This window comes from Paenarthrobacter nitroguajacolicus (assembly GCF_031455195.1).
In the GTDB taxonomy this organism is placed as follows: domain Bacteria; phylum Actinomycetota; class Actinomycetes; order Actinomycetales; family Micrococcaceae; genus Arthrobacter; species Arthrobacter nitroguajacolicus_D.
The window spans coordinates 325,975-343,986 of the sequence record NZ_JAVDSH010000003.1 but is presented as its reverse complement, the minus strand read 5'-3'; the positions used below and the strand labels follow the sequence as shown (position 1 = coordinate 343,986).

The 18,012-nt window shown below is 62.8% G+C and carries 18 protein-coding genes and 2 tRNA genes; 15 read left to right on the top strand and 5 right to left on the bottom strand.

Features of this window, described 5'->3' with window-relative positions; genetic code table 11:
* Positions 1-56 precede the first annotated feature (56 nt).
* From J2Y68_RS09025 to J2Y68_RS09005, 5 genes are all read left to right on the top strand, one after another.
* Entirely contained in the window at positions 57-560 is a 504-nt protein-coding gene (locus J2Y68_RS09025) for a LysM peptidoglycan-binding domain-containing protein (protein WP_309992352.1), read from the top strand.
* 118 nt (positions 561-678) lie between these two features.
* Positions 679-750 (top strand) — tRNA-Thr (locus J2Y68_RS09020).
* A 61-nt stretch (positions 751-811) separates the two neighbouring features.
* A tRNA-Met gene (locus J2Y68_RS09015) sits at positions 812-885 on the top strand.
* Positions 886-950: 65 nt separating this feature from the next.
* The gene (locus tag J2Y68_RS09010) at positions 951-1,607 is read left to right on the top strand and encodes an NAD(P)-binding oxidoreductase (RefSeq protein WP_309992349.1); all 657 of its coding nucleotides are present in this window, start codon (positions 951-953) and stop codon (positions 1,605-1,607) included.
* Between the two features lie 96 nt (positions 1,608-1,703).
* A complete protein-coding gene (locus J2Y68_RS09005; protein ID WP_309992347.1) occupies positions 1,704-3,272 on the top strand; it encodes a Na+/H+ antiporter in 1,569 nt (522 codons plus the stop codon).
* 52 nt (positions 3,273-3,324) lie between these two features.
* Here the strand turns inward: J2Y68_RS09005 and J2Y68_RS09000 are convergent, their stop codons facing one another.
* A complete protein-coding gene (locus J2Y68_RS09000) occupies positions 3,325-4,542 on the bottom strand; it encodes an ROK family protein (protein ID WP_309992344.1) in 1,218 nt (405 codons plus the stop codon).
* Between the two features lie 233 nt (positions 4,543-4,775).
* Between J2Y68_RS09000 and J2Y68_RS08995 the strand changes: the two genes are divergently transcribed.
* The 5 genes from J2Y68_RS08995 to J2Y68_RS08975 all read left to right on the top strand — a co-directional run bounded on the left by J2Y68_RS08995 (position 4,776) and on the right by J2Y68_RS08975 (position 10,704).
* Positions 4,776-6,047 carry an ABC transporter substrate-binding protein gene (locus tag J2Y68_RS08995; protein ID WP_309992620.1) on the top strand — a complete coding sequence of 424 codons (1,272 nt, stop codon included), beginning with the start codon at positions 4,776-4,778 and terminating at the stop codon, positions 6,045-6,047.
* Between the two features lie 22 nt (positions 6,048-6,069).
* Complete coding sequence (locus J2Y68_RS08990; protein ID WP_309992341.1) at positions 6,070-6,984, top strand: carbohydrate ABC transporter permease; 915 nt, start codon at positions 6,070-6,072, stop codon at positions 6,982-6,984.
* Entirely contained in the window at positions 6,984-7,895 is a 912-nt protein-coding gene (locus tag J2Y68_RS08985; protein WP_309992338.1) for a carbohydrate ABC transporter permease, read from the top strand. The genes J2Y68_RS08990 and J2Y68_RS08985 overlap by 1 nt, the downstream gene beginning before the upstream one ends.
* Positions 7,896-7,973: 78 nt before the next feature.
* Positions 7,974-9,728, top strand: coding sequence for a glycoside hydrolase family 13 protein (locus J2Y68_RS08980; protein ID WP_309992335.1), 1,755 nt, complete (start codon positions 7,974-7,976; stop codon positions 9,726-9,728).
* Positions 9,729-9,744: 16 nt separating this feature from the next.
* A complete protein-coding gene (locus J2Y68_RS08975; RefSeq protein ID WP_309992332.1) occupies positions 9,745-10,704 on the top strand; it encodes an aldo/keto reductase in 960 nt (319 codons plus the stop codon).
* 102 nt (positions 10,705-10,806) lie between these two features.
* Here the strand turns inward: J2Y68_RS08975 and J2Y68_RS08970 are convergent, their stop codons facing one another.
* The 4 genes from J2Y68_RS08970 to J2Y68_RS08955 form a co-directional block, all read right to left on the bottom strand.
* Positions 10,807-11,736 (bottom strand): TauD/TfdA dioxygenase family protein, encoded by a 930-nt coding sequence (locus J2Y68_RS08970; protein ID WP_309992329.1) that lies wholly within the window; start codon positions 11,734-11,736, stop codon positions 10,807-10,809.
* Positions 11,737-11,817: 81 nt separating this feature from the next.
* The gene (locus J2Y68_RS08965) at positions 11,818-12,726 is read right to left on the bottom strand and encodes an ABC transporter permease (RefSeq protein WP_309992327.1); all 909 of its coding nucleotides are present in this window, start codon (positions 12,724-12,726) and stop codon (positions 11,818-11,820) included.
* Positions 12,726-13,616, bottom strand: coding sequence for an ABC transporter ATP-binding protein (locus J2Y68_RS08960; RefSeq protein ID WP_309992324.1), 891 nt, complete (start codon positions 13,614-13,616; stop codon positions 12,726-12,728). Before J2Y68_RS08960 ends, J2Y68_RS08965 begins: the two co-directional genes overlap by 1 nt.
* Complete coding sequence (locus tag J2Y68_RS08955; protein WP_309992321.1) at positions 13,613-14,647, bottom strand: ABC transporter substrate-binding protein; 1,035 nt, start codon at positions 14,645-14,647, stop codon at positions 13,613-13,615. Before J2Y68_RS08955 ends, J2Y68_RS08960 begins: the two co-directional genes overlap by 4 nt.
* A 375-nt stretch (positions 14,648-15,022) precedes the next feature.
* Here J2Y68_RS08955 and J2Y68_RS08950 point away from each other — a divergent pair, with 375 nt between their 5' ends.
* The 5 genes from J2Y68_RS08950 to J2Y68_RS08930 are packed head-to-tail and all read left to right on the top strand — an operon-like array spanning position 15,023 to position 17,977.
* On the top strand, positions 15,023-15,886 hold the full coding sequence (locus J2Y68_RS08950; RefSeq protein WP_309992319.1) for an HpcH/HpaI aldolase/citrate lyase family protein: 864 nt from the start codon (positions 15,023-15,025) through the stop codon (positions 15,884-15,886).
* A gap of 2 nt (positions 15,887-15,888) precedes the next feature.
* Entirely contained in the window at positions 15,889-16,803 is a 915-nt protein-coding gene (locus J2Y68_RS08945) for a DUF2797 domain-containing protein (RefSeq protein WP_309992316.1), read from the top strand.
* A gap of 29 nt (positions 16,804-16,832) precedes the next feature.
* Entirely contained in the window at positions 16,833-17,057 is a 225-nt protein-coding gene (locus tag J2Y68_RS08940; RefSeq protein WP_309992313.1) for a DUF3188 domain-containing protein, read from the top strand.
* Between the two features lie 30 nt (positions 17,058-17,087).
* Positions 17,088-17,537: an FAS1-like dehydratase domain-containing protein gene (locus tag J2Y68_RS08935; RefSeq protein WP_309992310.1), complete on the top strand. Its 450-nt coding sequence runs from the start codon at positions 17,088-17,090 to the stop codon at positions 17,535-17,537.
* Between the two features lie 2 nt (positions 17,538-17,539).
* Complete coding sequence (locus tag J2Y68_RS08930) at positions 17,540-17,977, top strand: MaoC family dehydratase (protein WP_309992307.1); 438 nt, start codon at positions 17,540-17,542, stop codon at positions 17,975-17,977.
* Positions 17,978-18,012 lie beyond the last annotated feature (35 nt).

Genomic DNA, 18,012 nt, shown 5'->3' with positions numbered 1-18,012 from the left:
GAATTCCGGGGAGGCATTGGGTTACGGGGAACAGCCCGCCGCCGTACTATCGCTTCATGGGACTGCTGGATAACGTGAAAAAAACCCTCGGCATCGGCGACAAGGATCACGGTGAAAAGGATCACAGTGCCTCCGCGACCCCCGTTGCTGCCCCGGACCCCGTTCAAGTAGACCAAACCGCGGTCCGCCAGGCGGCCGAGGATGCAGCCGCCGTCGAGGCCGCATCTTCCACCCGGAACGCAGCGGAAGCTGCAGCTGCGCAGGCAACGCACAACCAGGAAGCTGCCGACGTGGCGGGGGCACAGGCGGCCAGGCAGGTAGAAGCAGACATCGACGGCGCCCAACAGGCCCAGGAAGCTCAGGAAGGCGCCCCTGAGGGCTCCGCTGGGCGTTCCTCGGGAGCCCGGAGGGTCACCGAGGTGGTAGTGGAGCCCGGAGACACCATGAGCGGTATCGCGGCCCAGTTCGGCGTGGACCTCGGCGTTCTGATCGCAAGCAACTCCGATACGGTCCCAAACCCCGACCATCTTTACCCTGGGCAGGTACTCCGGTTGCCTTGATGTTCTCCGTTTGTAGATCAACTCAGGGGCCCCTTTGCAAATTGTGTCGACGCGGATTTTCCGCGTCCTTTCGCCGATTTGTAGCTTCTGAAAACGTCCGGTAGAGTATTTACTCGTTGCCCCCCTAGCTCAGTGGTAGAGCGCGTTCTTGGTAAGAACGAGGTCACCGGATCGATTCCGGTGGGGGGCTCTGAATGAGGGCCTGTGTCAGGGCGGTTTTGACCGGCTTGACACAGGTTTTTCTCATTCGTGGCGGTGTAGCTCAGTTGGTTAGAGCGCACGACTCATAATCGTGAGGTCGGGAGATCGAGCCTCCCCACCGCTACAGAGCAAGACCCCGCAGAATTCACCTGCGGGGTCTTTTTTCGTTTCGTGGGACAGAATGGGTCCATGAGCCGAATCGCAATCATTGGCGGCCACGGCAAAGTGGCCCTGCATCTGTCCAAAATCCTCAGTGGCGAAGGTCACGACGTCACGTCCTTCATCCGCAATCCCGACCATGTGCCGGATGTCACGGAAACGGGAGCCTCCGCCGAGGTGCTGGACGTGGAAAACTCGACGACGGCGGAACTCGCCCAGGCGCTCACCGGCCACGACGCGGTGGTCTGGTCGGCCGGTGCTGGCGGGGGCAACCCGGACAGGACCTATGCGGTGGACCGGGACGCCGCGATCCGCTCCATGGATGCCGCGGGTCAAGCCGGGGTCTCCCGTTATGTGATGGTTTCCTATCTCGGGGCCGCCAAGGACCACGGCGTGCCCCAGGACAATCCTTTCTTCGCCTACGCCGAGGCCAAGGCTGCCGCCGACGAGTACCTCCGGGGTACTGACCTGGACTGGACCATCCTGGGCCCGGGCGCACTGACGGATGAACCGGCCACGGGTTTGATCGAAACGGACCCTGCCAACCCCGAAGACGGGACCGAAACGTCACGGGCAAACGTGGCCCTGGTGGCTGCTGCGGTCCTGGAACTTCCCGGGACAGCCCATCGGACGATCACCTTCAAGGACGGTACCGAGGACGTGGTGGACGCCCTCACCAAGGACTGACCGGACCTGCCCAGGTGGTTACCCCGGGATATGTTGGTAGGGAACTTTCCCGGTGTTGCCGGGTAAGGGCCGTACAACATCTGGGGAAGCAGGGACATGGATCAGTTGGCGCTCATAATCGGGTTGCTGCTTGCAACGGTGGTGGCTGTGGGCCTTGGCGACCGGCTGCGCCTTCCGTATCCGGTGCTGATGCTGCTGCTCGCTGTGGCCCTGACCTTCATTCCGGGCTTCCCCGAGTTTGAAATCTCGCCGGACCTGATCCTGCCGATCTTCCTTCCGCCGCTGTTGTTCGCCACGGCGCAAAAGAGTTCCTGGGCGGTTTTCCGCGTGCGTTGGCGGACACTGCTGCTGATGGCTGTGGCCCTGGTGGTGGTGTCCACCGCCACGGTGGCCGGCGCAGCGTGGCTGATGATTCCGGGTATCGGGATACCGGCAGCCATCGCCCTGGGTGCCATGGTGGCGCCTCCGGATCCCGTAGCCGTGGAATCCGTTGCCGGACGCGTACATATGCCGCGGAGGCTTATCACAGTCCTCCAAAGTGAAGGCCTGTTCAACGACGCCGCAGCAATCGTGATCTTCCAGGCGGCAGTCGCGGCGACGGTCTCAGGCAGTGAGGTAGGACCGAACGTCATCCTGCAATTCGTGGTTGGCGCGGCGTTGGCCATCCTCATTGGCATCGCGATGGGCTGGGTGACCAAGGTCATCACCAAGCTGGTTACGTCCATGGTGGCCAGAAGTGCCGTCACACTTGTTGTGCCGTTCGCCGCGTACATCCTTGCGGAAGAACTGCACGCCTCAGGCGTGGTGGCCGTCGTCGTGACCGCCTTGGAACTGCAGCGCCACACGCGACCCCAGGACGCTGCCGAGCGGATCACCCGTACCGCTTTTTGGGACGTGGTGGAGCTGCTCGCCACGGGGTTGGCCTTCGGCTTGGTTGGCCTCGAGATCCGTCACGTTATACGGGACGAGGGAACAGCCATTTTCGGGATGATCGGCATGGCCGTGGTGATCTGCGTCCTGGTGTTCGTGGTGCGCTTCCTCTGGCTGGGCCTGCTCTCATTGACCGCACGACGACGGCGCAACCTCCTGCCGACGTCCCCCAAGGAAGTGCTGATCCTGACGTGGTGCGGTATGCGGGGGCTGGCAACCCTGGCCTTGGCTTTGGCGCTCCCAATGACCTTGCCGGATGGCAGCGATTTCCCGGCCCGGCACGAGATCCTGGTGATTGCGTGCGCCGTGCTCCTGGCCACATTGGTCCTTCCCGGGTTGACGCTGCCTTGGCTGATGCGGGTCCTGAAGGCTACCGAGGATGGTTCGCACGAACAGGACGCAGCGCGTGTCCTGGCGCGGCGCGCCCAGTCCGCCGCCGTTGCGGCCCTGAAGGACCACGACCTCATGAAGGAATTGCCCGCCGAGAAGGTGGCCCTGATCAAGGAGAAAATGCGTCGGCTCCACGCCGAACTGTTGGATGGCACCTTGCAGAATGAGACGACTGCCGAGAAGCGCAAGCGCGGGCGGGAGTTGTCAATCGCCGTTCAAACGATCGCCCTGGACGCCGCACGCCAGGAAGTGGTCTCAGCACGCAATGAGCCTGGGACTGACCCTGAAGTGGCTGACCGGGTGCTGCGGCAACTGGACCTCCGGACCATGTCGATGCCGGAGTAGGCCCGGTGGGGCCTAAGGCGTCCCCGCTGGTTTGTTCAACGAAGCTGTTTGTTCAACGAAGCTGTTTGTTCAACGAAGCGGGCGAGAGGTCCAGTGCATTCTCTTCCACATAGTCCAGTGCGTGACGAACGGCTCCGAGTGACACGATGCCATCGCCGAGGGTGGAGCTGGCCAGGCGCGGGGGAGTGAAGGTGAACTCCGGGAGCTGCTTTTCAATGGCGGGGAGCAGGGCGTTGGCGGACGCTGCGACACCTCCCGCTATGACAAACAGTTCGGGATTGACCAGGGTGCTGAGCGAGCCAATGACCCTGGCCATTCGGTGTGCCACGCGGTCCAGCGCGCTTTGTGCGGCGTGATCGCCGTCGGCTGCCGCTGTGAAGACCATCCCGGCGGTCAGTGCTGAGGGGTCGCCGCCACAGAGTGTTCCGAGGGCCGAGGTGGCGTCGTCTTTGAGGGCTTCACGGCCCCACAGGGCAGCGTAGTGGGCAATTCCGTACGTGTCGCCAACGCCGTCTACGTTGTCGAGGTAGCCGAGTTCACCGAAGCCGCCCAGTTGGCCGTGGAGCAGGCGTCCTGATTCGAGGATGCCCGAGCCCAGGCGGTCGCCGGCCAGCATGACCACCAGGTTGTCCACTCCTTGGGCTGTTCCCTGCCAGCGTTCGGCGAGGGCGGCCAGGTTGGCGTCGTTTTCCAGAAGCACATGCCAGCCATGCCGTTCGGCAACTATCCGGCGGACATCGAAGGAGCGCCAGAATTCCTGGACTGTGAGAACCTCGCCTTGGCGGTTTACCGGGGCAGCAACGCCGACGGATACGGCGAGGACGGAGTCTGCCGTGATACCGGCCTTGTGCAAGGCATCTGCCGCGATCCGGTCCAGTACATCGGCGCGCTCATCAGCGGGGACGTTGTAGGTCCGGAAGGGCATGGTGACCTGGGACAGGGGCGTGCCGGCCATGTCCGCCACTATGGTGGTGATCTTGGTGGCGCCGATGTCGATGCCCAGAACGTGGGCCGCGTTGTTGTCGAAGACGAAGCGGCGTGCAGGGCGGCCCTTCACATAGTCTCCGGCCACCCGTTGATTTTCCAGTTCCTGGAGCCATCCGAGGCGGACCAGTTCGTCGCATATGGAGATGACGGTGGCCCGCGAGAGTTCGGTGGAGGCCATCAGTTCGGTGCCCGTAACGACTCCGGCGCCACGCATCGCCTTGAGCATCGCGCTGGCGTTGACCCGGCGGACCAGCTGTGTAGACGGAGCGGTACCGGTCAGCATGCTGCTTCCTCGCTTTCCCGACCGCCTGCAGGAACTGAGACAGCGGTCTATCTAAATTTAGTGCATAAATTTAGATACAGACACATTTCCTTCAAAGTCTTGACGGTGTGGCGGCCGTCACTCGATACTAGCGATAGGTTATAAATTTATCTCCTATCTAAAATCATGGTCGGGGTAACTGACTCCCTGGATGGTGACGCGGCCGCTGGGGTCCGCAGGATGAAAGGACTATGGTGTCTGCACAATCGACACGCAAGAAACGCCTGGCAGCGATGGGGCTGGGGCTGGCTCTGCTGGCAGGCCTCCTCTCGGGTTGCACGGGTGACCCGGGCAAGGAAACAATCCGGTTCACGTTCAGTAAGCGCGAGGCCATCGGCTTCATGAGCAAACTCGTTGCAGAGTACAACGCCTCGCAGGACAAAACAGAAGTCGTCATGGACACGTCCGGCGTCGACGTCGTGTCCGCAAGCTTCGTACGCGGCAACCCACCGGACATTGCCCTGGCCAACTACAACATGGAATCGTCCCGGTTCGTCCAGCGCGGTGTTTTGAGCGATCTTTCCGGAACCAAGGCTGCCTCCCGCATCAGGGAAGACCTCCAGCCGTTGATGGACCAGTACGGCAAGTACCCGGGCCGTACCAGCGCCCTTCCCTATTCGGTGATGGCATCCTCCGTGATCTACAACAAGGACATCTTCGCGGCGAACAACATCAGTGTGCCTACGACCTGGAGCCAGTTGATCGCTGCCTGCGAGAAACTGAAAGCCGCTGGAGTGACGCCGTTCTATGCCACGTGGAAGGACGACTGGACGATCGCGCAGGGATGGTTCGACTACTCCGTTGGGGGCCAGGTGGACACCATCGACTTCTTCAAGAAGCTGGCCGATGAAGGAACGGAAGTCGGTCCGGATTCCCCGGTGTCGTTCCAGAAAGACTTCGACCAGCCGGTTGCCAAGATGCTGCAGTTGACCAAGGACTACGTCAACAAGGACGCTGCGAGCAGGGCCTATGGCGACGGAAACCTCGCGTTTTCGCAAGGCAAGGCCGCTATGTACCTGCAGGGGCCGTGGGCCTTCAGCGAAGTGGCCAAGACCGCCCCCGACCTCCAGCTGGGAACTTTCCCATTGCCCATGACCGAGAACCCGGAGGACTTGCGCGTCCGCGTCAACGTGGACCTCGCAGCGTGGATTCCTGAGGCGTCCAAGCACAAGGACGCTGCGCGCGGCTTCCTTGAGTACCTGTACAGGCCGGAAGTGATGGACGCATATAACAAGTCCCAGCTTGGGTTCACCCCAACCAAGGACTCCACGGTGGTTCCGGACGCGCGGATCGCGGGCATGGCCGGCTACTACGAGCAAGGAAAGGTGTACCAAGGTCCCTCGGTTTTGGTTCCAAAGACCATCCCCATCATGAACTACACGCAGGCGCTCGTCTTCGGCGCGGGACCTGAATCCACCCTCCGAACCCTCGACGCAGATTGGGCGCGCCTGGCGTTTCGCCAGTAGTGCCGGACCCGGGAGCTAAGAAATGTCCATCCTCACCAACAAAACCACCTCCGGCAGGGACCTTCCCCGGCAACGCAGCGCGCGATCCGTTGAACCCATCTTCTACTTCTTCCTTGTACCCAGCCTTCTCTTGTTCACGCTGGCCATCACCATCCCGGCCATCATTGGTATTTTCTTCAGCTTCACGGATTCCATCGGCATCGGCGATTGGGAATTCGTAGGCTTTACCAATTACCTTGCGATCTTTGGTGACCCAGCGATCCTGCAGAGCTACCTTTTCACCTTCGGGTTCTCCCTCGTTACGGTGATCGCAGTCAACGTGGTCGCCTTCCTCCTGGCCGTGGGACTGACATCGCGGATCCGGATGAAGTCTGCGCTTCGAACCGTTTTCGTCATCCCCATGGTGGTTTCCGGCATCATCATCGCCTACGTCTTCAACTTCCTGTTCTCCAACTCGCTGCCGGCAGTCGGGGCGGCAGCTGGGATTCCATGGCTGGAAAGCAGCCTGCTGGCCAACCCGGACCTGGCATGGATCGCCATTGTGCTGGTCACCGCGTGGCAGGCAGTTCCCGGCGCCCTGCTCATCTACATCGCCGGCCTCGTCGCTGTTCCCGGGGACGTCTATGAGGCGGCGGACATTGACGGTGCCAGCAAGTTCCAGCAGCTCGTGAAGATCACCCTTCCGCTGGTGGCCGGATATGTGGTCATCAACATCATTCTCGGGTTCAAGGGCTTCCTGAACGCCTACGACATCATTGTCGGGTTGACGAACGGCGGCCCGGGAACCTCCACCCGAAGCATCGCAATGACCGTTATCGCCGGCTTCAACGGCGGCGACTACGCCTACCAGATGGCCAACGCAACGATCTTCTTCGTTGTAGCCATCCTGATTTCCCTTGTACAGCTCTCGTTGACCCGCGGACGGAATGCTCTCTGATGACCGAACAAGCCACCATCCAAACTGAAGCCCGGCAAACCAAGCCAGGCGCCGCCGTCGGACGCTCCCGCTCCGAGGCCAGAGTAAAGCCGGAACGGGCCAACTGGCCGGGGACCGCTATCCTCCTGCTGTGTGCCGTTACTGTCCTGCTACCCCTGTACGTCACGGTTTCCATGGCTTTCAAGACCCAAGGGCAAGCGGTGGATGGCAACGCCTTCTCATTCCCGGCGCCATTAAGCCTCGACGGCTTCGTCCAGGCTTGGACGTTGACGAACTTCCCCGTTGGCGCCGCCATGTCGCTGCTGGTCACGGCAGGCACGGTTGTGGCTACCATCATCCTGGCTGCGTTCGCTTCATACGCGATCGTGCGCAATTGGGAGCGCAAACTGTTCCGGTACTCGTTCTTCTACCTGCTGGCGGCCATGTTCATCCCGTTCCCCGTGGTGGCACTGCCGCAGATCCAGCTCACCGGCCGGCTGGGACTGGACAACCCGTTCGGCGTGATCCTGCTCGCCACCATGTTCCAACTGAGCTTCAGCGTGTTGCTCTTCACCGCGTTCCTCCGGTCAATCCCCATGGAATTGGAAGAGAGCGCCCGGATCGATGGTGCTACGACGTGGCAAACGTTCTGGAAGCTGATCTTCCCGCTTCTGGCCCCGATGAGCGCAACGGTTGGAATCTTTGCGTTCCTCTATGCGTGGAACGACTTCATGATGCCGTCGCTGATCATTTCCGATCCGGGCCTGCAAACCCTTCCGGTGCGGCAAAACCTGTTCCAGACCCAATTCAGCAACAACTACCACGTGTCCTTCGCGTCCTACCTCATGGCCATGGCGCCCGCGATCATTGCTTATCTCTTCACCCAGAGGTGGGTCATGGCGGGCGTCACCCAGGGCGCAGTCAAGGGCTGAATCACTGTTGACCTTCCCGCGTCCGGCGTTTCATACTGGTCCGGGATCTAAATTTAGAATCTAAATCAAAGGAGTTTCGTGAGCACCCCCACTACGCAGGCACACCGTACCGACGCCGGGCGCATGGCTGATCCGAACTGGTGGCGTCAAGCAGCTGTCTACCAGATCTATCCCCGCAGCTTCCACGACGCGAACGGGGACGGGCTGGGAGACATCAAGGGCATCACAGCCAAGGTTCCGTACCTGAAGGAACTGGGAATCGATGCGGTCTGGCTCAGCCCGTTCTATCCTTCGGCCCTCGCCGACGGCGGCTATGACGTGGATGACTACCGCAATGTGGACCCCAAGCTGGGGACTCTGGAAGACTTCGACGAGATGGCCGCAGCCCTGCACGCCGCTGGCATCAAGATCGTCGTGGACATCGTGCCCAACCACTCTTCCGACCGCCACGAATGGTTCAAGGAGGCGCTGGCATCCCCGAAGGGCTCAGCCGCCCGCGAGCGCTACATTTTCCGTGACGGCAAGGGCGAAAACGGTGAGCTGCCTCCGTCGGACTGGGATTCCGTCTTTGGCGGGCCCATCTGGGAGCGCATCACCGAGCCGGACGGCACGCCTGGCCAGTGGTACCTGCACATCTTCGCCAAGGAGCAGCCGGACTTCAACTGGGAGAACCCGGAGATCCGCGAGGACTTCCTGAAGACCCTCCGCTTCTGGTCGGACCGCGGCGTGGACGGCTTCCGCATCGATGTGGCCCACGGCATGGCCAAGGACCTTTCCGAGCCGCTGCCCATGAAGGCCGACCTCGAGGCCAAGGCACATGGAACTGACGGCTTCACCGACGGCTCGCACCCATTCTGGGACCGCGACGAGGTCCACGAGGTTTATTCAGAGTGGCGCAAGCTTTTCAACGAGTACAACCCGCCGCGGACCGCTGTTGCCGAGGCCTGGGTCCATGAGTCCCGCCGTGCCCGCTACGCCAGCCCAGAGGGACTCGGCCAAGCGTTCAACTTTGACCTGCTGCAGTCCGACTTCGACGCCGCATCCTTCAAGAAGATCATCACGGACAACCTGGTTGCCGCCAAGGAATCCGGAGCCTCCTCCACTTGGGTCTTCTCCAATCACGACGTCGTCCGCCACGCCACCCGTTATGGGCTGCCGAAGGGCGGTTCGGTGGCACAAGGAACCAACGCAGCCCAGGACATCACCGGTAGCGAACCCAAGGGCCAGGACGGCAAAGGCTGGCTGCTTGCCGGCGCGCCCGCTGAGGAGCTCGACGTCGACCTTGGCTTGCGTCGCGCCCGCGCCGCTACGCTCTTGTTGCTCGCGCTTCCGGGCTCCGCGTACCTGTACCAGGGTGAAGAGCTGGGCTTGCGTGAAGTGACGGAGATTCCCGACTCCGAGCGTCAGGACCCGTCGTTCTTCCGCAACCCGGGAGTGGAAATCGGCCGCGATGGATGCCGTGTTCCGTTGCCGTGGACAGCGGAGGGCCCGTCGTTTGGGTTCGGCTCCGGCGGCGCCCACCTCCCGCAGCCTGAGTGGTTTGCGGAGTACGCAGTCGCCAAGCAGGACGGCGTCGAGGGTTCCACGCTTGAGCTCTATCGGAAGGCGCTGCACCTGCGGAGCGAACTCCAGGCCGATGAGGAACTCGAATGGGTGGAGACCGGCAACCCGGACGTGCTGCACTTCAGCCGTCCCGGTGGGTGGCACACGCTGACCAACTTCGGCGGTGGGTCCGTTGACCTGCCGGCGGGCGAGGTGGTGGTCTCCAGCGGACCATTGGAAGAGGGCAAACTGCCTTCCGACACCACTGCCTGGGTTGTCAGCAAGGCGTAGGCGGAGTACTGACGCTATGGCATTTGCGAACGGGCGGGGACGCCTCATATACGGCTGCATGGGACTTGGCGGTCCATGGGACGGCACGTCCTACGGGGCGGCGGAAATCGATCAGGCCGCTGCGGTGATTGATGCCGCGTGTGGGATTGGCGTTGAGCTGTTCGATCATGCGGACATCTACCGCAGCGGCAAGTCCGAGGCCGTGTTTGGCGAGGTCCTCGCCCGTTCGCAGGGTCTGCGCGGGAACATCCAGTTGCAGACCAAGTGCGGGATCAGGCTGGGGGAGCGCGGGTTGGATACGCACTACGACCTCAGCCGGGAAGCCATCCTTGAACGGGTCAACGGGAGCCTGAAACGGCTCCAAACGGATTATGTGGACCTGTTGCTCCTGCACCGGCCCGATCCCCTGATGGACCCGCATGAGGTGGCGGCCGCCGTCGGGCAGTTGATGGCCGAAGGCAAGGTACGGCAGTTGGGGGTGTCCAACATGTCAGGCGAGCAGATCGCGTTCCTCCAGGACCAGTTGGAGACACCCATCGTGGCGAACCAGTTGGAAATGAGCCTGCTTCGGCGGGACTGGGTGGAGAGCACCGTGTTGGTCAACCATGCAGAGGGTGCGGGGTACAGCTTCCCGCACGGGACCCTGGAGTACTGCACGGCCCACGGGGTGGAGCTTCAGGCATACGGGTCCTTGGCCCAGGGCCGGTTCACCGGAGCCAAGTCCGGTGAACTCTCAGCTGCGGAGTCTGCCACCGCGGCAATGCTGGAACAGGTGGCGATGGCTCAGGGGTCCACGCCGGAGGCTGTGCTGCTGGGTTGGCTCATGAAGCACCCGGCAGGTATTTCGCCTGTCGTGGGCACAACCAACGCCGCACGGATCACGGCGTGCGCCGACGCCGCGAATGTTGCGAAGAACATGACACGTGCCCAGTGGTACGGACTGTGGGTCACCGCCCGTGGAAGCAACATCCCTTAAACCCAACTGAGTCGCAGTTGTGCGCGTTATGCGGGCCTATGAGGTCCCACAACGCTGTTCACTGCGACTCAGTTGGGTCAGGACAGCAACACATGCGACCCCCTACGAGGTGGTCACGGGTGCCACCACGGAGTACGTGCTGGAGTCACCCTGGATCGCCTGGCTGGGCTTTCCATCGATGCTGACCGGGATGTCCCCGGCGATGGTCACACGGTTGAGCTTGCGCGGCTGGCCGTCGTAGTTGTCCGGTGCGTAGTGCTGGGTAATGCGGTTGTCGAACAGGACCACCTGGTTGGGCTCCCAGTTCACGCGGACCACGTTCTCCGGACGGGTCACGTACGCCTGCAGCAGGCGGATGATGTCCTTGGACTCTGTGTTGGATAGGCCCACAATCCTCAGCCGCTGCGCGAAGCCCCCAATGAACAGTCCGCGCTCGCCGGTCAGCGGATGGACGCGGACCACGGGGTGCGCCGTCTCGAACTTCAGCCGCGTGAACTCCTTGCGACGTTCCTCGGCGTTGGAGTGCTCCAGGTTCTTGGGCACCGAGTAGTCGTAGTCGTTCGTGTGGATGGCCCAGAGGGTGTCCGCGAAGTTGCGGAGCTCCTCCGGGAGATCCCGGTAAGCGCCGGCCGAGGACGCAATCAGGGTCTCGCCACCATAGGCAGGAAGGTCGATGCTGCGCAGCGTGGATGCCTGCGGCGGGTTGACCACGAACGTGACGTCGGTGTGCCAGTTATTGGCTGAGCCGTTTTCGCTGTCAACGGGCAGGACGTTCTCTTCCCCTTCCACCGAGGCAACGGTCGGGTGGGCCTTGGTGAGTGGCCCGAAATGCGAAGCGAACTTCACCTGGTCCTCGTCGGTGAGGATGTTTGCTTCTCGGAACACCAGTGCCTTGTGTTCGTTGAGTGCTGCCCTGATCTGCGCAACGGTTTCCTGGCTCAGGTCTCCGCTGATGTCCAGCCCACGGATTTCAGCGCCGATGCGGGAGCCGAGCTTGGCGAACTCGAGTTTGGTTTCGGTAACGACGGTCATTTGATGTCCTTTTCTTTCAGTGATTTCAGTGATTTCAGTGATTTCAGTGATGGATGTGGCTGGGATGCCACGGGTAAAAACTCAGGAAGCGGCCGCACCGACGGCGGTCCGCCAGCGGGAGAAGTGCCGTTCAAGGGCCACCAGCAGGAAGTTCACTCCGAGCCCCAGCAAGGACACCGTGAGGATGCCCGCGTACATGTCCGGGATCAGGAAGCTGCTCTGTGCATTCACGATCAGGTAGCCCAGACCAGCCTTCGCGCCGACCATTTCGGCGGCGATCAGCACCAGGATGGATGCGGTACCGGCCATGCGGATACCCGTGAAGATCGTGGGCACGGCGGAGGGCAGGATGACTTTCTGGAAAAGCCGGAAGCTGTTGAGCCCCAACGAACGCGCAGCCCTGATCAGGAGCGGGTCCACGGTCTTTACACCGGCAATGGTGTTCAGCAGCACCGGGAAGAACGCCGCGTAGGCCACGATGCTGATCTTGGATTCCTCGCCGATGCCAAGCAGCAGCGTGAACACCGGCAGGAGCGCCAGTGCGGCCGTGTTGCGGAACAGCTCCAGCAGCGGGTTCAGGACTGAGTTCAGCCGCCCGTACCAGGCAATGAGCAAACCCAACGAGACACCCGCCACCAGCGCGGCACCGAAGCCCGCTACCGAGCGCGTGAGGCTGGCCGCGATGTGGCCCTGGATGGTGCCGGATTCGAAGAGCTTGCCCCAGGCCAGGAGCACTTCATGCAGCGGCGGCAGGAACACACGTGTGGAAGGGCTGGCCAAGTACGTCGGCCCCAGCTCCCACAGCGCCAGGAACGCCAGGATCGCCGCGGACTTCCATACGGCTGAACCAAGGACTGCGGCGACGCGGCGCGCTTTGCCGGGTGCCGGCGTCGTGCTCTCCCCGGCGGCTGCCGTCACGGAAGGTTCGACGGCGGTTGTCTGGCCGGGTGCGGAGGCTGCGGTTTCCGGATGTGTCAGCGTGGTGGTCATCAGGCCGCACTCCTTTCAGTGATGGTGGTCGCAGGTTCGTCCGGTGCGCTGCCGTCCGGCAGGATCTTGCGGTGCCCGGCGTCCTGGGCGCGACGGACTTCGTCATGCAGGAGTGTCCAGACCTGATGGCGGTGCTCCACGAAGGCGGGGTGGGAACGGATGTCCTCGTCGCCGTCGCGGTCGGGGATGTTGATGTCCACGATCTCCTTGAGCCGCCCCGGGCGCGCGCTGAGCACGGCAACGCGCTCGCCGAGGTACACGGCCTCGTCGATGCCGTGGGTGATGAATACGATCGTTTTGCCGGTGGCCTTCCAGATCCGGAGCAGTTCGTCCTGCAACTGCTCGCGCGTTTGGGCATCCAGTGCTGCGAACGGTTCGTCCATGAGCAGCACGTCCGGCTCGTAGGCCAGGCTGCGGGCGATGGCCACGCGCTGCTTCATGCCGCCGGAGAGTTCATGCGGGTAGCGGTCCTCGAATCCGGCGAGCCCCACCAGTGCCAGATATTCGCTTGCTTTTGCTGCACGTTCACGGCGGTTCAGCTTCTTGCCTTCAGGGCCTACGCCTTCGAGGCCAATCGAGACGTTCGCCGAGGCCGTCCGCCACGGAAACAACGCGTATTGCTGGAACACCACGGCACGGTCCTTGCCCGGCCCGGTGACGGGCTTGCCGTCCACCAGTACCTCTCCGGAGGTCGGGGTGGACAGCCCGGCGAGAAGGTCCAGCAGGGTGGTCTTGCCCGAACCGCTGGGACCAACCAGGGTGAGGAACTCGCCGTCGCGGACGTCCAGGCTCAAAGAATCGATTGCGGTGAGCCGGGTGGCGGCGGTGGTCTTGGTGGCCCGGACCGTGAATTCCTTGGTGACGTTCCGAAGACTGATTTTGGAGGTCATGACGATCCCTTCTTGTCGCCGGCGAGCTCGTTGAACTCGTTGGTGTAGTACTTGGAGGGGGTGAGCTTGTCCTTGACGATGCCAGCCGAGCTGAGCCAGGCCTCCCAGCGGGTGAAGTCCTCGTCCTTGATCACGCCGGCGTCAGGGACTCCGGGGCTCTTCCAGAACTTCAGGTTGGCCGTGCTCTCATTGCGGCCGCGGCCCTCGATGATCTTGGTGTATCGCGCAATGACTTCCTCACGCGGCGTCTCGGCGGCCCATTTGATCGCTTTGGCCACGCCTGTGGTGAAGGTGCGGGTGGCGTTCGGGTTCTTTTCGATGAAGTCGTTGCGGAGCACGATCTGGCCACCTGCAAAGTTTCCAAACAGCTGAACATCGCTGAACAGCGAGCGGAGTCCGCCTGCTTCGATAGCCCGGTCCTGCAGTACGCCGCCGAGTGTTCCAGCATCAACCTGGCCGCGGCGGATGGCTTCCTCGGTGTCGTTCGGTGCCAACGGGACAAGCTGGACCTGCTTGATCTCGTCCGCGCTCAGTCCATTCTTGGTAAGCCAGGTGTTGATGACTGCTTCATGATGGGCGCCCAAGGTGTTCACGGCGATCTTCTTGCCGATCAGGTCCCGGGGCTCCTTGATGGTGCTGTCCGCCTTGACGTAATAGCCGCTGAACGTCTTCTCGTCCGAGCCGTAGTAATTGACTACGGCTTTGACCGGGGCTCCGGCTTCGATGAGCTTGACCACCGCGCCGGAAAACGCGCCGCCGAAGTCGGTCTGGTTGGTCGCAGCGGACTGGATGTCCTGGGGCCCACTGGTGGTGTTGCCCACCCAGTTCAGTTTCAGGTCGCCCAGGTAGCCCAGGTCCGCAGCAAGTTCGGGGAAGGTCACATTGTTCGCTGAGCCCTGGTAGCGCAGTTCCTTGACTTCGTTGCCTGCTTGGTTGGCTTGTCCGGCTTCGGCTGCACCGCCGCAGCCGGACACCGTCAGCGCTAGTACGACGGCGGCCGCGACGCTCAGGAGGGGCAGATGCAGTTTCATGGGAGCTACTTTCAGATGATGGGGGTGTTGGGTGGTCGGCCGATGCAGGAGTTTGGAAACCCGTGCAACGGCTTGGGAACGATGAAAGCCCATTTCGACGCCGGGTGGAAAGCGATCGGGTAACGCCTGGAAACGCTGCGAAACAGCCCGACACGGGAGGAAATCCAGGGCAATTACCGGCAACCGGGGGACACAAGACGCCGCGTTGAGCCCTGTGAACAACAGCGTCCGGTGGGACCTATATGACTGGCGGGTACCGTCGTCGGGCGTTCATACTGCGGGACCCCACAGTCATATGGGGTTTAGTTCGTATTGATCCTCACAACCGGGCGGAATTCTTCGCCTTGCGGCACGCTGGACGGATACGGTAGATACATGACGTCTAGCATCGCCGCCGAGTCCATTCGGCCTACCCGCAACATTCCCGCCGATATCGCCCGTTCCTGGCTTCTTGTCAATGCCATGAAAACGGAGCTTTTTGATGAATCTGCGGGTTCGCGGGCCGACGCGATCATCCTTGACATTGAAGACGCCGTGGACCCATCCCAGAAGGATGCCGCCCGCGAGAACGTGGTGAACTGGCTGACCGCCGGTGGCCAGGCATGGGTCCGCATCAACGACGCCACCAGCCCGTTCTGGGCCGATGACCTTGCCGGACTGCGCGGCACGCCCGGACTTCTGGGCGTGATGCTGGCCAAGACCGAGTCCGCTGACCAGGTCACCGAGTCTTACCACCGCATGGACGGCAAGACGCCCGTTATTCCGCTGGTTGAGTCCGCCCTCGGCATCGAGGAAGCCAACAACATTGCCCGCGCGCAGGGAGCCTTCCGCCTCGCGTTCGGTTCGGGCGATTTCCGCCGCGACACCGGCATGGCCGCCACACCGGAAGCCATGGCGTACCCGCGTGCCAAGCTGGTTGTCGCCAGCCGCGTCGGTAACCTGCCGGGCCCCATCGACGGACCCACGGTGGGTACCAACCACCCGATCCTCCGCGAGCAGACCGGCATCACCGTGACCATGGGCATGACCGGCAAGCTCTGCTTGGCCATCGACCAGACCACGGTCATCAACGAAGTCATCAGCCCCACGCCGTCGGACGTCGCCTGGGCCACTGACTTCATGAATGACTTCGAAGCCAACGGCCGCGTGATCCGCGATGGTTCCGACCTTCCGCGTTTGGGCCGCGCCGAGAAGATCATGAAGCTCGCAGTGGCCTTCGGAGTCCAGCCTTCCCTGTAGGCATGCTGGTCCACGGAGTCGCCTGGGACTCTGCCGTCCCTGCGTTATGGCTGTGGGCGCCGCAGGCGGAGTTTTCTGAAGTGGCGTTGGCCCAGGGTGCGTCCCTGGGCCTTCGCGTTGCCCCCGGTTTGTGGTGCCTTGGCCACACCAAGGTTCACGGACCCGGCGAGCGCACGCACGTTCCGTGCCCCGGTGGTTCGCCGGCGGAGCGGGGCAAACAATGCGGGGCCTGCTTTGCGCGGGACGATTCGCGGTTGATGCATGACTTCCACCGCGGCGGCTCCGTCCCGTCCGGACTGAGGGCGTACCTCATGCAACCGCACTGGCTCTACGTGGCCACCTTCGCGAACGGTGCCACCAAAGTTGGAACGGCTTCCGCGCCACGCAAGTGGAACCGCCTGGCTGAACAGGGCGCCGTGCATGCCTCCTACGTGGCCCACGCGGAGGACGGCCGCATTGTTCGCGTCCTTGAGGACCTTGTTACCCGCGACCTCGGCCTCGTCCAGCAGGTCCGTTCGGCAGCCAAGGTGACCGGACTGGTGGAGCCGCGTACCGGCGTCGAGCTTGCCGCTGTGAACTGCCAGCATGCCGGGCGTGTGCGGGAACTGTTGGGCGGCCTGGCCATGACCGGTTACTCCGTTGTGGAGGAAGAGTGGGAGAGGCCCGCGCTGGCCGATACCCTCTGTAACGCGCGCACCGGCCTTCGCCACCCTTACCCGGTAACGTTCGACGGCGGCGGGCACGGTTTGCGGGTCCGCTCGCTGTCCGGAGCGATCGCTTTGGTTGGCCTTCCCGACGCTTCGGGGAACGAGGTAGAGGGCAGTTTCGTGGCAGACCTTGGTGCCTTGAAGGGCCGCAAAGTGGAGTTCGGCCCGCACACCACGGAGATCCCGGCCCTGCAGGACTCGCTTTTCTAGCCCCCTCGGGGCGCCGGTAGACTTGGACGGTGCTTGAACAATTCTGGGCCACCGCCCCTACGTCCTACAAAGTGCTGGTCTTTGGCGCCATGGGCCTGATCGCCGCCGGAATTATCCTGAGCATCGTGGGCAACACGTCCGGCAACCAGGGACTGGCATTGGCATCGCTCCCATTGATCGGTGTGGGCTTGCTCCTGCACGTCGCGGGGCTCGTGGTCCGCGGCCAGAAAATCCGCAAGGACTACAGGAAGTAAACCAACCCTGCGGGCCGATAGGGTTGGATCATGAGTATCAATCCGGACCTGCAGGGCCGAAGCTACCCTGCCGCAGAGGTATACGACGTCGGGCGCGAAAAGATTCGCGAATTTGCCCAAGCCGTGAAGGCTACCAACCCCGCGCATTTTGACGTGGACGCGGCCAAAGCCCTCGGACACCGCGACCTCGTAGCCCCGCCAACCTTCGCCATCATCGTCGCCCAGCGCGCTGACGCGCAGCTTGTACAGGACCCCGAGTCGGGCATTGACTTTTCCCGCGTGGTCCACGCCGACCAGCGGTTCACGCACCACCGCGCCATTGTTGCCGGTGACCGGCTTGTGGCCGAACTGCACGTTGACGGTGTCCGGGCCATGGGCGGAGGAGCCATGATCACCACACGCTCCGAAATTTCCACCGAGGCGGGCGAAAAGGTCGCCACCACCACCTCATCCATTCTGGTCCGCGGAGAGGGACAGTAACCATGAGCCCCACATTCGAAGAACTCTCTGTTGGCCAGGAAATCGGCACCCGCAGCATCGACGTCACCCGCCAGGATCTGGTCAAGTACGCCGGGGCTTCAGGAGACTTCAACCCGATCCACTGGAACGAAGCCTTCGCCACCTCGGTTGAACTGCCCGGAGTTATTGCGCACGGCATGTTCACCATGGGAGCCGCAGTGCAACTGGTGAGCGACTGGGCGGGCGACCCGGCCGCCGTGGTCGATTACCAGACCCGCTTCACCAAACCTGTCCTGGTCACGGACACCACCGGCACGGACGAAGCCGGCGCCGTCATCGACGTCACCGGCGTGGTGGGGGCCCTCGACGCCGAGGCCCGCACCGCCCGTATCGATCTCACTGTTGTCGCCGGCGGACAGAAAGTCCTCATGAAGTCGCAGGCGGTCGTGAAGGTCTCTTGAACCAACCGAACCATTCCCTGCAACTCGCCACTGCG

Coding starts and splice junctions, on each gene's coding strand:
- J2Y68_RS08990 (WP_309992341.1), top strand. CDS start 6,070: ATGTCCATCCTCACCAACAAAACCACCTCCGGCAGGGACCTTCCCCGG.
- J2Y68_RS08975 (WP_309992332.1), top strand. CDS start 9,745: ATGGCATTTGCGAACGGGCGGGGACGCCTCATATACGGCTGCATGGGA.
- J2Y68_RS09000 (WP_309992344.1), bottom strand. CDS start 4,542: ATGCTGACCGGTACCGCTCCGTCTACACAGCTGGTCCGCCGGGTCAAC.
- J2Y68_RS08930 (WP_309992307.1), top strand. CDS start 17,540: ATGAGCCCCACATTCGAAGAACTCTCTGTTGGCCAGGAAATCGGCACC.
- J2Y68_RS08960 (WP_309992324.1), bottom strand. CDS start 13,616: ATGACCTCCAAAATCAGTCTTCGGAACGTCACCAAGGAATTCACGGTC.
- J2Y68_RS08945 (WP_309992316.1), top strand. CDS start 15,889: ATGCTGGTCCACGGAGTCGCCTGGGACTCTGCCGTCCCTGCGTTATGG.
- J2Y68_RS09005 (WP_309992347.1), top strand. CDS start 1,704: ATGGATCAGTTGGCGCTCATAATCGGGTTGCTGCTTGCAACGGTGGTG.
- J2Y68_RS09010 (WP_309992349.1), top strand. CDS start 951: ATGAGCCGAATCGCAATCATTGGCGGCCACGGCAAAGTGGCCCTGCAT.
- J2Y68_RS08970 (WP_309992329.1), bottom strand. CDS start 11,736: ATGACCGTCGTTACCGAAACCAAACTCGAGTTCGCCAAGCTCGGCTCC.
- J2Y68_RS08985 (WP_309992338.1), top strand. CDS start 6,984: ATGACCGAACAAGCCACCATCCAAACTGAAGCCCGGCAAACCAAGCCA.
- J2Y68_RS09025 (WP_309992352.1), top strand. CDS start 57: ATGGGACTGCTGGATAACGTGAAAAAAACCCTCGGCATCGGCGACAAG.
- J2Y68_RS08935 (WP_309992310.1), top strand. CDS start 17,088: ATGAGTATCAATCCGGACCTGCAGGGCCGAAGCTACCCTGCCGCAGAG.
- J2Y68_RS08965 (WP_309992327.1), bottom strand. CDS start 12,726: ATGACCACCACGCTGACACATCCGGAAACCGCAGCCTCCGCACCCGGC.
- J2Y68_RS08950 (WP_309992319.1), top strand. CDS start 15,023: ATGACGTCTAGCATCGCCGCCGAGTCCATTCGGCCTACCCGCAACATT.
- J2Y68_RS08955 (WP_309992321.1), bottom strand. CDS start 14,647: ATGAAACTGCATCTGCCCCTCCTGAGCGTCGCGGCCGCCGTCGTACTA.